At 45.8% G+C, this 16801-nt stretch carries 12 protein-coding genes; all 12 read right to left on the reverse strand.

Going from position 1 to position 16801, the window contains the following annotated elements:
* Window positions 1-93: 93 nt before the first annotated feature.
* The gene (locus tag BN161_RS09525; RefSeq protein WP_044265320.1) at window positions 94-1419 is read right to left on the reverse strand and encodes an alpha-amylase family glycosyl hydrolase; all 1326 of its coding nucleotides are present in this window, start codon (window positions 1417-1419) and stop codon (window positions 94-96) included.
* A gap of 1 nt (window position 1420) precedes the next feature.
* A complete protein-coding gene (locus tag BN161_RS09530; protein WP_044265321.1) occupies window positions 1421-2764 on the reverse strand; it encodes an alpha-amylase family glycosyl hydrolase in 1344 nt (447 codons plus the stop codon).
* Between the two features lie 187 nt (window positions 2765-2951).
* Window positions 2952-4628: a starch-binding protein gene (locus tag BN161_RS09535; protein ID WP_044265322.1), complete on the reverse strand. Its 1677-nt coding sequence runs from the start codon at window positions 4626-4628 to the stop codon at window positions 2952-2954.
* An 18-nt stretch (window positions 4629-4646) separates the two neighbouring features.
* Complete coding sequence (locus BN161_RS09540; RefSeq protein WP_007210937.1) at window positions 4647-6443, reverse strand: RagB/SusD family nutrient uptake outer membrane protein; 1797 nt, start codon at window positions 6441-6443, stop codon at window positions 4647-4649.
* Window positions 6444-6533: 90 nt separating this feature from the next.
* On the reverse strand, window positions 6534-9512 hold the full coding sequence (locus BN161_RS09545; protein ID WP_044265325.1) for a SusC/RagA family TonB-linked outer membrane protein: 2979 nt from the start codon (window positions 9510-9512) through the stop codon (window positions 6534-6536).
* A 204-nt stretch (window positions 9513-9716) separates the two neighbouring features.
* Entirely contained in the window at window positions 9717-11372 is a 1656-nt protein-coding gene (locus BN161_RS09550) for a DUF6377 domain-containing protein (RefSeq protein ID WP_044265327.1), read from the reverse strand.
* A gap of 275 nt (window positions 11373-11647) precedes the next feature.
* A complete protein-coding gene (locus BN161_RS09555) occupies window positions 11648-12130 on the reverse strand; it encodes a hypothetical protein (RefSeq protein WP_044265330.1) in 483 nt (160 codons plus the stop codon).
* A complete protein-coding gene (locus BN161_RS09560; protein WP_044265332.1) occupies window positions 12120-12629 on the reverse strand; it encodes an RNA polymerase sigma factor in 510 nt (169 codons plus the stop codon). The genes BN161_RS09555 and BN161_RS09560 overlap by 11 nt, the downstream gene beginning before the upstream one ends.
* A gap of 61 nt (window positions 12630-12690) precedes the next feature.
* Complete coding sequence (gene argB, locus BN161_RS09565; RefSeq protein ID WP_044265335.1) at window positions 12691-13464, reverse strand: acetylglutamate kinase; 774 nt, start codon at window positions 13462-13464, stop codon at window positions 12691-12693.
* Window positions 13465-13468: 4 nt separating this feature from the next.
* The gene (speA, locus tag BN161_RS09570; protein ID WP_044265338.1) at window positions 13469-15361 is read right to left on the reverse strand and encodes a biosynthetic arginine decarboxylase; all 1893 of its coding nucleotides are present in this window, start codon (window positions 15359-15361) and stop codon (window positions 13469-13471) included.
* A 107-nt stretch (window positions 15362-15468) separates the two neighbouring features.
* Entirely contained in the window at window positions 15469-15996 is a 528-nt protein-coding gene (locus BN161_RS09575) for a shikimate kinase (protein ID WP_044265339.1), read from the reverse strand.
* A 54-nt stretch (window positions 15997-16050) separates the two neighbouring features.
* A complete protein-coding gene (locus tag BN161_RS09580) occupies window positions 16051-16659 on the reverse strand; it encodes a nitroreductase family protein (protein WP_044265341.1) in 609 nt (202 codons plus the stop codon).
* Between the last annotated feature and the right edge of the window lie 142 nt (window positions 16660-16801).

Genomic DNA, 16801 nt, shown 5'->3' on the forward strand with positions numbered 1-16801 from the left:
TAAATTAATAAGTAAGTGTTCGTAATTAGTTCACATAATAATAGGCAACTAAATGATAATTTAGCGGCGTAGCTATTGATTTTCTGTCAATTGTCAATTGATAAAGATTCGATACTGATAAGGGCACAGACGCAGTTCTGCTTCCAGCTTCTCTTCTGTTCCGCTATACATATCTTTACTTGGATGTCCGTTCCACTCTTGCGGAAGCGTCACATTTACTTCACGATTACGTACATTTACAGCAACCAACACGCGGTCTTTACCATCCTGTTTTTCAAATAGCAGCACATCGGGTTGTGGATATGTCTTCAATCCCCCTTTACGGATAGCCGGATACTCGTTGTAAAGAGCCATCAGACGACAGTATTCCTGATACAGTTCACTGTTCCCCGTCCAATCCACCGGAACATACGTAAAGAAGTTGATAGCTTCGGGATACCCCGCCTCTTGTGAACCATAAATCAACGCTCCTCCATGCAGATAAGTAGTCAGTACGAAAGCCGCCATAGAGCCGCGCACATCTCCGAATTCTTTAGTAGGCGACATCTTTGCCGACTCATCATGATTGGTGGTAAAACGCAGTTTCACTTTTCCTACGGGGATAGTGTCATACTCCGCTTTATCCGTAGCAAACAGTTCCTGTGCCGGAGCATCTTTTACGAATACCTCGCGAAGTGACTCCAAAAAGTCCCAGGAATAATTCATATCGAAACCCGCATCAAAGTGGTCGCGTCTTTTCCCTTCAGCCAGCATCAGCAACGAACGCTCGGGGATGGCACGCAAAGAGTCGAGCGCCTGTTTCCAGAAGTCAAAGGGAACAAAGTCCGCCGCATCGCAACGGAAACCATCAATACCGATTTCGGTCACCCAGAACTTCATAGCATCAATCATTGCCAGGCGCATCTCTTGATTATCAAAGTTTAAATCAGCCACATCCTTCCAACCGGTTCCGGCAGGAAAGATTATGTTTCCGGCCTCATCCTGCGTATACCATTCTTTGTTGGCAATCCAGGCATTGTCCCAGGAAGTATGATTGGCCACCCAGTCGATAATCACATTCATCCCCTTCTGATGGCAAGTGGCAACCAAAGCCTTAAACTCATCCAGTGTACCGAACTCCGGATTCACTCCTTTATAGTCCTTCACACAATAGGGGGAATTCACTGATTTCTCCTGCCCCACTTCATTGATCGGCATAAACCACACCACGTTGATTCCCAATGCCTGAATGGAATCTAAGCGACGTTCCACCGCCTTGAATGACTTCTCAGGAGCAAACACACGCGGATTGACCTGATACATCACCACATCTTCCACAGCAGGCAATGCCGCAACTTCCGCCACCACTTCGCCCTGCCGCTTACCTGTACAGGCAGTAAGCAGGCACAGCAGGCTTACAATAAATATATATTTCTTCATATTATCCTTCTATTTTCCAGATGTAATATTGATAGGGCTCCAACGTAATCGTCCTTGGCAATACGGTGCTTTCACCGGTCCAGAGATTCTTTGCACTATCCCCTACCCGTTCCATAGGCAGATTCAATCTTTCCTGATTGCCACTGGTATTTATCAGTACCAGTATCTTTTCCGTACTGGAAATACGATAAGAGCATATCGCTTTACTCGTCTGATAAAGTTTGATCTCTCCATTCTGTAAAGCGGGAGAGTTACGGTACAACTGCATCAGTTTGGTATAATCCGCCTGGTAATCGGCATTAGAATCCCAGTCCATCGCCTGATAGCCAAAGAAAGAGAGGGCCTTGTCATAAGCCAGTTCCTGCGAACTATAAATCATTGGGCAGCCACCCATAGAAATAGAGGCCACAAAGGCTGAGAAAGCACCTTCCTTGGTTTGATAAGCCTGCACGGGCGATTTTTCGGAAGCCATATCATGGTTGGTGGAATAACGCATAAGTAACCGTTTATCCGTTACCGAAGCAAGCTCACTGCGATGTGTATCATACAGATTAGCCACAGAAGCGCTTCCTGCATATACATCCTGTAGTTTATAAGCGAAGTTCCAGGCATACAGCATATCAAAGCCTGCATCGTAGAGTGCGGTTTGTGAACCTTCGGCCAGTATCAGCAAGGTACTTTTGGCGGCACGAAGCTTCGTGATAGTTTCCTTCCAGAAGTCATTGGGCACACCTTCGGCATGGTCGCAACGGAATCCGTCTACATCCGCTTCGATCAGCCAGTAAAGCATAGCCTCCTGCATGGCGGCACGCATGGCAGTGTTGTCATAATTCAAATCAGCCACATCGTCCCAACCCATTCCCGGGGGAGAAACAATATTACCGTTGGCGTCCTGCGTATACCAGTCCTTATGTTCCGTAGTCCAGGCATGGTCCCAGGCGGTATGATTGGCTACCCAGTCTAGGATGACCAACATACCTTCGGCATGGGCCTTCGTGACTAATGCTTTCAGATCGGACAGTGTTCCATAGGCAGGATTAATAGCCCGATAGTCTTTCACACAATACGGAGAACCGACAGCATTCTTTTCACCTTGCTGGAAAATGGGCATGAGCCAAAGGACATTGGCTTCCAGCTTTTTGATACGCGGCAGTTGGGCAGTCAGTCCATTCAGCGCCTGCGTTTCACCGAAGAGTGCCGGATTGGCTTCATAAATCACCATTCCGTCTGTAGTAACGTCATCTGCGGGAGGCGGCATATCAGGATCATCATCCGAACTGCATCCGGTAAAGCTCAACAGCAAAAGGCTGGAGCACAAAATCTTAAGGATATCTTTTAGTCTCATATCTATAATGTTATACCTATTAATTATCTGATAAAAGTGTTTCAGCTTATATTTCAGCTGGTGGAACTTTTAGTTTCAAGCAATGAAACTAAGAGTTTCTCGGTGTAAAACAGAGAGTTTCAAATAATGAAACTACTTGTTTCAAGGCATGAAACAAACGGTTTCCCGCCTTGAAACTCAAAGCATCTTAGGGCTTGGGCAGTTTTTCATAAGAAGTAGCTGTGATGGAGAAGTAGATATCTCCTATCAATGCTGTATACAGCCCGCCATCTTCTATTTGCTGTCCGCCTCCATTGTTATTGAAAATCAAATTCGAATACTTACCAACGTGCTCCGATAAATCAAAGTACTTATAAGTAACGCCATTGATTTCCCTCGTTCCGGTTACTTGTATGCCCGGCCAACTGTCACCAATTGCAGCGTCGCCCCAGCCATAGAGCGCCAAAGCATCCCAACCGGAGTTATCCTGTACATATACGGTACAATCTTTTATTTCACTACAACCCGCTTCCGAGATGCGGAGGTAGTAATCACGATCTATCGTCAGGTTATAGTCATTCAACTGACTTCCACCATTGTTATTATTGAATATCAGATTGACATTCTTATTTGTACAATCCGGTGTCAGATGGAAACACTTATACGTCGTACCGTTGATTTCTTTCGTCTCCGACACCTGTATGCCGGGCCAGCCGCCACCAAGTTCCACATCTCCATAGCTGTAAAGTGCCAACGCACCCCAACCGGTATTATCTTCCACATAAAGAGAATAGTGCGTACCGTAATTTGCGGGATCTATCTCCTCACACTTCTCAGGAGTAATGCTGAAATAGAAATCGCGGCTGAAAGTGATATTCTTAACGAAAGACAGCACGAGTCCCGGATCGTCTTCCTGTTTGTTGTTATTAAATGTCAGCTTCAGACTCTGATTCATCAGTTCCACATCAGTTTCAAAGTATTTATAAACCACTCCGTTGATTTCCTTTGTTCCGGCAGGTTCAAGTCCCGGCCAGTCTTCATTGTTATCACCTGCCCCGGAAATGTAAAGTGCCAGATCTCCCCAACCGGACTGGTCGTCTACATAGATGCAATAGCTTGCTTCCGGATCTATCTCTTCAAAGCCTTTATCGGTAATGCGGAAGTAGTAGTTTCTGTTGAGCGTCACCGCCGGACCGTTCACCTGCACATCCACATTATTGAATATCAGATTCAACCCTTCATAGCCATCCAGAGATTTCCCCATATCGAAGTACTTATAAGTGACCCCATTGATGACTTCCGTACCTTTCACCGAAAGTCCCGGCCAAGCAGGCGTCACATCACCATCGCCAGCCCAACCATACAGGTACAGATTATCCCAACCGGACTTATCAGCCACATAAACCACAAAGCCATCATGTCCTTCTTCTTCCGTATTAAAGTAAGCCTCCCAGCGGTCTACCCATACATTGGTACGGGTTCCCACCTTTACATCCAACCGATGCACCACAGCTTCATTCTTCACCGAACGTTCTTCACCTTTCGAGGCCGATACAAAGTAGAAGCCGTCTGCCAGTGTCTTTCCATCTTTAAACGTGGAAGGTAGCAGATAGATTCCCCACTTGGATTCGCTACCGGTAGCTTTCTCCAACTGCCATTCCAGATTACCTACAGCTGCTTCGGCTCCTCCGTTAAAGTCGCCCACAATGTAGTATTCGTCATCGGCAGTACTGCCTTTCGGCATGATGACTTCCAGCAATATGGCGTTCGCCTTGATTTCGAACTGAGGTAGTTCGTCATCGAATATAATCGTATCTGTATCGTCGCACCCGTTGAGCAGAGCAAACAACGGCAACATAAACAGCCAATAAATTATCTTTTTCATGGATTTTCTGTTTTTGAGTTATTTATAATTCGGGTTCTGTATCAGTCCTTGATTGACAAGCAATGCAGAAGCAGGCAACGGATACCACTCATATTTACGATCACGCTTGGCAGGATAAAGTTGACCATTGTCCGTGGCACGGCCGAAGAACCACCACTGGCCTTGCGTGAATTTGTCGAAACGACGCAGGTCTGTACGGCGACGGCGACCTTCATTCAGGAACTCAACACCCCACTGACTCAACATCCAGTCCATATCGAAAGCGGTGAAGCCACGGCCCGGTTTATCTTTCACGTCTGCCCAGTCGCCGGCACTGAAATAACGTTTACGTACTTCGTTCACCAGTTCTTTGGCCTTGTCGGCTTGTCCGGCACGCATTTCGCACTCTGCCAGCATATAGTACACTTCGCTCAGGCGGAATTCCACTTCGTCAATGTTCTGAAAGTCGATGGCTGCGGAAGTAGGATATACCGGGTATTTCACCAGACGGAGGCCGGAGTTCGTTTCACCCCAACGCGGTGACATGACGGTTTCCAAGTTGCGTCCCAGATTCATGAACGTACCTACCTGATCCACATACGCCAAGTCTTGTCCGTCACGGTCGGCATCGGCTTTCAAGGCCTCACCCTTACCATAGTTGGCTTTTATGGTACCTTTCAGGAAGATACCGCTGTAGCCGTTCTTCTTATCATAATTATAGTTCTTTTTACGAATGTCGCGGTCGTCGAAGCGTTCGTAGACTGCACCCAATTTATCACCGTAAGCCGCATCGAGGAAGCAGGTAGCTCCCTGTGTACCTCCCAATTCATTTACCGTTCCCGCATTGTCATACGAAGGAACCAGACAAGTACAGTTCCAACCACTCTGACTGTAAGTGCCTCCGAAATAATCCCAGATATTATAAGGATAGAAAGTCATGCGCATCCATCCCATATTCAGTTTACCGTCTTCGCAGGCAAAAGCCATGATGACTTCGGGACATTCCGTATTATTGATAGAGTAAATATCGCGGTAATCCTTTGCCAATTCATATTTTCCATATTTACCGCTGATTATTTCGCGGCACAATTCGGCACATTCGGTATAGTGGCTTTCTTTGATGAACACTTCGGCATTCAGCAACAGGCGGGCCTTGATCATACGGTTCACGGCCTTGTTCATGCGGTTCACCTGATTTTCGACCATTCCTTCGTAGCAATCATCCAGCTCGGTAGCAATGAAGTTATAAATCTTCTTGCAACTTGTATCGAAGTCCGGGTCGGCAGTGGGTGGCAATTCACCGTCTACGGTGGCCGGTTCAATATTCAGCGGCAATGCACCACCCCAGATTTCGAAGATATTGTAATAAGCCCAGGCACGGAGTGTACGTACTTCACCTTCATAAGCTTTCAGTTTCTCATCGGTCATCTTCAGGTCAGCAGAAGTTAATTTCCCCATATCAGCCAATAAAGTGTTACACAGGCCGATAGTAGTCCATGCATTTTCCCAGGCGCTACGGATAATCTTGGCATCGGGAGTCCAGTTCTGAATGGAGAAGATAAACTTTTCACCTTCATCATATCCCCACTGACCGCCATTCCATACACGCCAGGTCACCTGATCGGCAGGAAATTCCTGCATGTACCAGAAGTATTCGGCATAACTGGTAGCACCTGTGGAATAAATAGTAGCTACCGCACTCTTCACACTATTCTCGTCCTGATAATAGACGCCGGAGTCTACACGGTCGAACACTTCTTCCGTAAGGTCGAAGCAACCGCTCAATGAACAACCCAGAATGATTGCCAACAGACATTTATATTTCAGATATTTCATAATTCTTTTCTGTATTTAATTAAAATAATAAAGGAGTTAGAGGATTTATCAGCCCGCAAGCGGGCTTAGGAGTTAAAGCCAATAGTCCTTCTATTTGAAACGGATATTCAAGCCTACGCTCAACTGGGTAGCCGAAGGATAGGCGCTGTTTGTATCTACACCCGGAGTCAGTCCGTTGATGGCAACGGCTGAGGGATCGTTACCGGAATAACCGGTCAGCGTAAACAGATTCTTAGCTGTCAGATAAACTCTCATACCTTTGATGAACTTGTTTTCTTTCGGGGTGATGGTATATCCCAGAGTCAGGTTATCCAGCTTAAAGTAATCGCCCTTTTCAAGGAAGAAGGAAGAGATCACACCGCCACCGGTTGTAATATCCGCATCTTTTCCATAAGCATCGCGCAGCACATTGTCCGTACCGCAACCTTTCAGCCCCATTCCGTAACGACGCATATTGAAGATCTCAAAACCGAAAGCACCGTTGAACATCAGGCTCAGGTCGAAATTCTTATAACGGATCGTATTGCTCCAGGAGAGATAAGAGGTCGGTGTACCATTGCCTATATAGCGTTTGTACTTCACATCCGCCTTGGACACGGGAACCTTTTCGCCTTCATCGGTATAAATCATCATATCGCCATTCTCTACACCGGCATACTCGTAGCCATAGAACTGGCCGATCTTGCTGCCCTCTTCCACACGGAAGAAGTATTCGCTCGTACCTACACCCGGCTTCTGATACAGTTCCACATAAGAAGCTTTGTACAGGCTGTTGGAGAGTTTATCCAGTTTCGTAGTGCCGTAAGAGTAGTTGATACCCGTTGTCCATTCTACGGGAGTTCCTTTGAAAGCGTCGCCTTCCAGAGAAACTTCGATACCACGGTTCACGGTGGTTCCTACGTTTACCAGAATTGTGGAGTAGATGTAGGGAGGCTGCGGAGCCGTATAGTTGTAGAGCAAGTCGCGTGACTGGCGGTCGAACCATTCGACAGAACCGCGCAATCTGTTCCAAAAGGCAAAGTCAACACCAATGTTCATACTGACACTCTTCTCCCAGCCCAGTTTAGAGTTGGCATTCACTGAAGGAGCATAACCTGTCACCCAGGCACCGTCCATCAGATAGGTATCCGTAACATTCAACTGGGCATTTTTATGAGAGCCGTAAGTGGCCAATGACTGGTAGCAATCGAAGTCCGAACGACCTGTTACACCATAGGAAACACGGGGCTTCAAACTCTGAACGATGTTTTGATGGTCTTTCAGGAAACCCATATTCGCCATTTCCCAGGCAAGGGAAAGAGACGGGAAAGCACCCCATTTATGATCTGCACCGAATTTCGTAGAACCTTCGTAGCGGATGGAGGCGGAAGCGATCAACAGATTCTTCCAATTATAGTTGACACGTCCGAAGACACCGATCAGTTTGGCAAGAGATTTACCGGTACCCATGCTTGCTTTTCCTTTGGCAAGGTAAGAACCGCTTCCAAGATTATTCCAGAGAATATCATCGAAATTGAAGTCACTGTTTCCGGCTTGCAGGCGTTCCCAGGTGGTTTGCTCGTAGTTGTAGCCTACCATTGCCTTGAAGTTGTGGTCCCCCAGATCCAGCGAGTAGTTACCCAACCACTCCAGGCGGGAAGTATACCATTTCTGGTAAGTCACTTCTGCACGTCCGTTATAACCGTTCCAGTATGATTCACCGGCGGTGGAAGGGGTATAATAGTGCTGTTTCAGATCGTTGTAGTGCAAAGAGTAGCTCAATGAAGTATTCAGCATTTGCTTTTCCGAACGGATCAGGTTGACTTTTACCTCAGCAGTACCCAACAGGTAAACGCGCTGTCCGTTATTGTCAATCTCTTTCAGTTCCTGCACCGGATTGCGTGCTCCGGTAGGAGAAGTAGGCTGAAAGTAAGTTCCGTCCTCGTTATACAAAGGCATGGTAGGGTTCATGCTCAGGGCAGTATCGAACATACCGTCGTTACCCCATACTTCATTCACGCGACGGGCGTTGAGTGAACCATTCAGTTCTACGATTCCATCCATCATACGCTGGTTCAGGACAAAGCGTCCGCCAAATTCTTCGCGGCTGCTGTTCAGATCGAGACCGGTTGCTTTCTTATAATTGAAAGAAGCGCCATAATATCCGTTCTTGGTACTGCCGTCGATAGAAAGATATTGGTTGTTATCATACGAGAAGTCGCGCAGCAACAGGTCGTACCAATCAGTAGAATACCCATAGTCCGTTGCACGGCGGGAACGACGGAATTCGTCTGCGCTCAAGATATCCGGGCCACTCTTTGCCAGGTTCACACCGAACCAGCTGTCGTAAGTCACTTGGGCGCGTCCGGCTTCTCCGGCTCCCTTACGGGTAGTAATCAGGATTACACCATTGGCACCACGTGTTCCGTAGATAGCGGCGGAAGCGGCATCTTTCAGTACGGTCATCGACTCAATGTCCTGTGCTGCCAGGTTGCGGATATCGCCACCTGCCACACCATCAATTACCACTAACGGGTCATTGGATGCCGAAATAGAGGTTGCACCACGAATCTGAAGGGAGGAACTTGCATTCGGATTGGCTGCCGCTGTATTGTTTACGGTCAAACCGGCTACTTTACCGGTCAGCATCTCCATCGGATTGTTCATGGAACCTTGCAGGAACTTCGATCTGTCTACCTGCACAATGGAACTGGAAAGTTCTTTCTTGCTCAATGAACCGTAGCCCACTACAACGACTTCATCCAGTGCCTGAGCGTCTTCTGCCAGCACTACATTGATTTCTTTGCGTCCACTACAGGGAATTTCTTGTGTTTTGTAGCCAATAAAGGAGAAAACAAGGACGGAAGAAGGCTTCACGCCCGACAAAGTGTAGTTACCGTCAATATCGGTAATGATACCATTAGTTGTACCTTTCACGGTTACGTTGGCACCGATTACAGTTTCGCCCGTGGTATCCGTTACTTTTCCTTTCACGGTTAAATCCTGGGCAAAGGATGCCACTGCAAAAAGTAATCCGGCCATAAGAAGAAGAGACCGGCACAAACATAACTTTGTTCTTTTTACATTCATACTATTAGTTTTTAGATTAGCAATCATTCTGTTCACCTCCACAGGTTGAGGCGACAATGCAAATGTCTGTAAAAAGAAGGGGGAAGAAAAAGAGGACTAAAGAAAATCTAGATTAACAAAAGGAACAAAACATTATATATCAGCAAGATAAAGCAAATAAAAGGCGTTAAAAAACTAAATAAGAACAAAGAAAAACACACCTCACTAACCAGCAAAAGACCCAATCTTCATCACCTCTTCCTCAAAATTATCACGGCAAAGAGAGCGATTCTTCAATTTGGAACGATAGGTATAAATAGTAGTAATGGAATAACGCAGGAACCCTGCAATCTTAGCACTGTCCGTAATGCCCAAGCGAATCAGGGCGAATATACGAAGTTCCGTTGTCAGCCGTTCATCCTGTTTAGGAATAATTCTTTCTTCTTCCGGTAACAGCTCATTAAAGCGTTTCACGAAATCAGGGAAGATACTAAGGAATGAATTATCGAAGTTCTGATAGAATTCTTTCAGCTCCTCATCGATGAAACGGGACGATTTCAACGTTTTGTAGAGTTCCTCCACCTTTCCCGAAGCAGCCTGTTTGTTAAGCATCCGGCGGTATCCCTCCAACTTATCAATGTATGTGGAGCACAACCCCATAAACCGGCCGACATACTCCTCCTTAATATGATTAGCCTCCGTCAGCGAATTATTCGTTTCGTGCTGTCTCTGATTTACTTCGATTAATCTTTCATTCAGAAGTTTCAGCTCTTCATTCATAGCCAGCAAATCCTGTCGCGCACGGGCCAGCTTCTTCACCTGACGAATTACATACCACACCGCACATGCCAGAAACAGCGTCAGTAAACTGGTAACAACCAGGAAGATCTGTAACACCTGCTGATGCTTCTGTTTCTCCACCTGATAGGCATGGTCTATGACCGGGAGCATCCTTGAAGCCTGCACATTCCGGAGACGGGCATTGTAGAAATTGGCATCTTCCATACTGCGCTTCATATAAACATCCGCCCGTTGCAATTGTCCCTCTTCATATAGCAGTTCCGCCAATGCACGCAAGGAATTATTCTCTTTCACCACACCACGAATATCGGCAATTGCACTCTTTATCAAATATTCTTTTTGCTTTTCCCGCTGTCCCGTACTCTGATAGATAAAAGCTAGAATAGAGGTCACCACTGCATAGTCCCGTGTATCCGGTGAAAGCTTTTGCTGATAGGCTTCCAACATTTCAATGGCTTCCTCTCCTCTTCCTTGTTGCAGAAGTTCGGGAGTATAAGCTATGACATACTGATAAGACCCTTCTTCTACCATCTGCAATACAGAGTCGCGGTAGGTATACAGGTTATTCAGATATTCAATCTGATATTCGTCGTCCATCGCATACTCTGCATGATAGAGATAAATATCCTCAAAAGTGATGTAATATTCAATGAGTTGTTCTCTGGAAAGTTGCTTGCTATCTATAGACTTCAACAAGGCCACGCCTTCTGCATACAGACCTGTCTTTCCCAAGATGCTTGCTTTCTTCAGTTTGGCTTCATCCAGCCAATCTTGATTGTTGTGCTGAAGGGCAATCTCGATATTGCGATTGATATAATGTCTTGCTGAATCGCAAATATACGCTTCATATTCATCAAAAAGTTGTTGATTGATTTGGTATTCCTCGGAAGGAGAAGTACTCTTACGAGTCCGGAAATATTCTTTGATCTGATCAATGCGTTTCAGCCTGGCCTGCTCATATTGAACGGTGTTTTCAATTGTCCTGTCCAGAACCACCAGTAAAGAATCTATTTTCTCCTGCGCTTGCAGAAGGCAACAGAACAGCAAAGAGATTACAAAAAGCAGGTACCGGTCTTTCATGCTTACAAACGTTTACGAACAGGACAAAGATATAAAATCCTACTATAATAACCATCTTACCGGTTCGTTTTTAATAAATCGCCTCAACTTTGAAGAGTATATATACATAAAAGGGACGCTGCATCTCGCGGCGTCCCATCTATCTTAGTTAGTTTTTATAAGAATTTGAGAGAATTGAAACTTCACAGCCTCAATTTGTTGTTTTAATAAAGCACACTAACTATATTTATGTTTAAAGCAAATGAAAATGTTATTCTTAAAAGCAAATGAAAACGTTACTTCTTCAGTTCCACCTTCTTGTCTACCCGTTGCAGACTATCCAGAATCTGTTGTTCATGGGTAATCGTCACGTCTCCCGAGAGAGCTACCGAAGGTGCGGTAATTTGTTTACCTATCGGATCGGCTGCGGCTACTTCTTTTACATCACTATAGAATGAATGTTGCATCACATTCCCTAATGAAAGTACCACTGCCACTACTGCGGCGGCCTTGAACAGCGGAACGAAACGTGCGGTAAGCGTCAAGCGTTTTGCCTTTACCACCGGAGTCTCCACTTCTGCAAGCACACGGGCGTCGAAATCTGCTCCCAACCCCACTTCTTGTTGCAGTTGCTGATATACGAACAAGTCTTTGTAGCGAAGCAAATGCTCCGGAACGTCGCTTCCGTTAAAGAAAGCACGCAATTGCGCTTCTTCCTCAAGGGAAGTCTCACACTGCCAGTAGCGTTCTAAAAGTTGTTCTATATATTTACAGTCCATAACCATCTATATCTAAATACCGTTGTTTTACTTTTTGCCTCGCCCTGAAGAGGTTCACTTTTACCTGTTCCTCCGTCAAATGCAGGACGACCGCGATTTCTTTATAACTCTTACCCTCTATATCCCGAAGCTGCATGATCAGCCTTTGTTTATCGGGGAGTTCATTGACCAGACGATGGATGAGTGTCATTTGCTCTTTATCCACCAAGTGATCGTAAGGGTTGGATGCTCCGGAAGTCTGTTCCATTTCAGGTGTCAGTTCCACGGTCTGAGCGTCTTTTCTTTCGCTACGGTCTATTGCCAGGTTCTTTGCCACTGTCAGGCAATAAGCCTCGATAGAACCGAATTGCGTCCACTCATCACGTTTGTTCCAGACTCTTATCAGTGTTTCCTGCACAACGTCTTCTGCCTCTGCTCTGTCGAAAGTAATCCGGAGAGCCAACCGAAAGAGTTTGTCTTTCAGAGGGAGAATGTCATTCCGAAAACTGATTTCTTGCATCTCTATTAATAATGACGGTTAAGTATATGGAAAGTTACAGTTGATCACTACTTTTTTTGAATTATTTTTTGATGCGGGTTCCGCTATTTTCGTTAATTGCTGACGCTAAGGTAATTACCACTTCAGTTACTCCCGCATTCAAAGCTTCAAAAGAATTCTCCAGCTTGGGTATCATACCTCCTTGAATAACACCGTCCGCTACGTATTGTTTGAATTCGGCGGGAGTGATCTGGGGTATCACGCTATCGTCATCGTTCTCGTCACGAAGCACACCCTTCTTCTCAAAACAGAATACCAATGTCACATCGAACAAAGCGGCAAGGGCTTTTGCAGTCTCTCCTGCAATGGTATCGGCATTTGTATTCAGCAGATTGCCTGCACCGTCGTGCGTCAGCGGAGCCATTACGGGAACTACTCCTTTATGGATCAAATCACCCAAAAACTCTGCATTCACTTGCTTTACATCACCCACAAAGCCATAGTCAACATCTTTCACCGGGCGTTTCATGGAACGGATTACATCCATATCCGCGCCTGTCAATCCCAGTGCATTGACACCACGCGCCTGAAGTCCGGCTACAATATTCTTGTTTACCAGCCCGCCGTACACCATCGTCACTACTTTCAGCGTTTCGGCATCCGTGATACGACGCCCGTTTACCATCTGGCTTTCAATGCCCAGCCGGGCAGCCAATTTTGTGGCCGAACGGCCACCTCCGTGTACCAAGACTTTGTAGCCCTCGATAGCTGCAAAGTCATCCAACAACTTATGGAGGGTAGCTTCTTCCTCCACGATTTTGCCACCCACCTTTATTACTGTCAGTTTTTCTCTCATATTCTTATTCCAAATAAGTATATCCGTACAGACCGGAACGATAATTGGAAAGGAATTCTTTACCTTCCTCCAACGAAATACGTCCCTCTTTTACTGATTGAGTCACCCAAGTCTCCAGTGTACGCACCAGCTTCTTAGGGCTATATTGAACATAGTCAAGCACCTCCGCTACAGTTTCACCATCAATCACTTGTTCGATGGTATATCCCTTCTCGTTAACAGATACATGCACAGCATTCGTATCACCGAAAAGATTATGCATATCACCCAGAATCTCCTGATAGGCACCTACCAGGAACACACCCATATAATAAGGTTCCTTACTCTTTAAAGAATGAGTGGGCAGATAGTGTGCCACATTCTTAGTCGAGATAAAGTTAGCGATCTTTCCATCCGAGTCACAAGTGATGTCCTGCAAGGTTGCCGCACGGTCGGGACGTTCATCCAAACGCTGAATGGGCATAATCGGGAATATCTGGTCGATAGCCCAGGAATCCGGCAGGGACTGGAACAGCGAGAAGTTACAGAAATATTTATCCGCCAACAGTTTCGGCAATCCGCGAAGTTCATCGGGAGCATGCTTCAAGCCGCCTGCAATCTGGTTCACCTCACGCATAACAGACCAGTAAAGACGCTCAATCTGCGCACGTGTCTTCAAGTCCACGATTCCATGACTGAACAAGTCAAGCGCTTCTTCACGGATTTGCTGTGCATCGTGCCAGGCTTCCAGCATCTTATTTTGATTCAACGTGTCCCAGATGCCATAAAGTTCCTGCACCAGTTCATGGTCTTCCTCAGTTACTTCTTCATCATCATCCCATTCGGGCAAAGTGGTGGTTTCCAACACTTCAAAAATAAGTACGGAATGATGGGCAGTCAGCGCACGTCCGCTTTCCGTAATAATATTGGGATGGGGGATATCATTTTTATCACTGGCATCCACCAAAGTGGAAATAGAGTCATTCACATATTCCTGAATGGAATAATTGACGCTGCTTTCGCTGCTGGACGAGCGCGTTCCATCGTAATCTACCCCCAAGCCACCACCGATATCAACGAATTCGACTTTGAATCCCATAGCGTGAAGCTGCACATAGAATTGAGATGCTTCGCGCAAGGCTGTCTTAATACGACGGATTTTTGTAACCTGGCTTCCGATATGGAAATGTATCAATTTCAGACAATCTTTCAGCCCTTTTGACTCCAAAAAGTCAAGTGCTTCGAGCAATTCACTGGAACTGAGTCCAAACTTGCTTGCATCGCCGCCTGAGTCTTCCCATTTGCCGCTTCCTGAAGAAGCCAGCTTGATACGAATACCAATATTAGGCATAACATTCAGCTGCTTCGCCATCTTGGCTATCAGCTTTAGCTCGTTCATTTTTTCTACTACAAGAAAAATACGTTTACCCATCTTCTGGGCAAGCAAAGCCAACTCTATATAGCTCTCATCCTTATAGCCGTTGCAGATAATCAACGAGTCAGAATCTGAGTTAATAGCAATCACGGCATGAAGTTCAGGCTTCGACCCGGCTTCCAACCCAAGATTGAATTTCTTTCCATGGCTGATAATCTCCTCAACCACAGGGCGCATCTGATTAACCTTGATAGGATAGATGATAAAGTTCTGCGCTTTATAGCCGTATTCCTCAGCGGCCTGCCTAAAACATGAAGAAGTTTTCTCAATCCGGTTGTCCAGAATATCGGGAAAACGTATCAGCATAGGAGCCGCCACGTCTCGCAATTGCAACTCATCCACCAATTCTTTCAAATCGACGCCGACACCGTTTTTACGAGGTGTCACCACTACATGACCTTTGTCATTGATACCAAAGTACGAAGTGCCCCAACCTGTAATGTTGTAAAGCTCTTCTGAATCTTCAATACGCCATTTTCTCATTTTTTGTAACTCAGATGTTTGTTGTTTGATTTTAATAGGGCGACAAAAATACGATAATTCTCGATATTTATTGCGTTTTCCTCCTAAAATTACACATTTACAAGCGGTTAAATGCCCAGCAAGTTACGTAATTGCTGCACAGAATCCGCAATTTGCCGACGGCTTTCCAACTGTCCGGCATCGAAACGGTACCTTGCCTTACCATAGTGCGGAGCACGTTTTTCCAAGGCTTCTATAATGAAAGTCCGCAGTTCCTCGTCCGTTTTTCCTTGCAGAATAGGACGTTGCTGCGTAGCCACTCGTAAGCGGCGGAACAAAACGTCAGGATGAACATCCAGAAAAACGGTCTGTCCATGCTCGTTCATATACTCCATGTTATCGAAGAAGCAAGGAGTACCGCCTCCGGTCGAGATAATGACGTTTTCAAACTCAGCCACTTCATGCAGCATGGTTCGCTCCAGTTCACGAAAAGAGGCCTCTCCCCGCTCGACGAACAATTCACGTATGGATTTGTGAAGACGTTCTTCGATATACCAGTCCAGATCGATGAACGGTATATTCAGTTCGCGGGCAAAAGCCTTTCCTAAAGTGGTTTTACCGGCTCCCATGTAGCCGGTTAAGAAAATACGTATCATAAGCGCTTACCTTTGCGTACAAAGGTAAGCAATTCTATTCTGAGAGATTTACTATCAGATAAAAATTTTAATGCGTTCGCTCAAATCATCAAATTCTTTCGCGCCCGGTTCGGCTACAGGAGTACCGAAAGGCATCTGTGCAATCAACTGCCAAGTTTCGGGAAGATGCCACGTGCTGCGTACATCTTCGTCAATCAACGGGTTATAGTGTTGCAGCGAAGCGCCCAGACCTTTATCTTCGAGCATGGTCCAGATGGCCAGCTGATGCATGGCAGAAGTATGTTGCGACCACGTCGGGAAATTCTCATGATAAGTAGGGAATTGTTTTTGCAGTCCTTCCACAATGGAACGGTCTTCAAAGAAGAGTATCGTGCCATATCCACAAGAGAATGAAGTATCGATCTTCTTCTCCGACTGGCGATATTGTTCTTCGGACAGGCGTTCTTCCAGCTGATCCTTCACGATTCTCCATAATTTCTGATGTTCGTCCCCCAGTAACAACACAATACGTGTAGTCTGCGAGTTGAATGCCGAAGGCACATGTTTAACTGCTGTACGGATGATGTGTACAATTTCCTCGTCCTGCACCGGAGAGTCGTTACTGATGGAATAATAGCTGCGGCGATGTTCCAATGCCTCAGCAAATGTCCGTTCTCTGATCATATCTAATCCTTTCTTTTCGTAATTATCACTTTTGTCTTATATAGTGGAACAAACGAAAGGAGTAAGTTGTTCAAAAACAGCCTACAAATCAAAGCACTTCACCTTTGAGATAGGATTGATACAGATAATCTATTGCCGGCTT

Source organism: Bacteroides timonensis (assembly GCF_000513195.1).
In the GTDB taxonomy this organism is placed as follows: domain Bacteria; phylum Bacteroidota; class Bacteroidia; order Bacteroidales; family Bacteroidaceae; genus Bacteroides; species Bacteroides timonensis.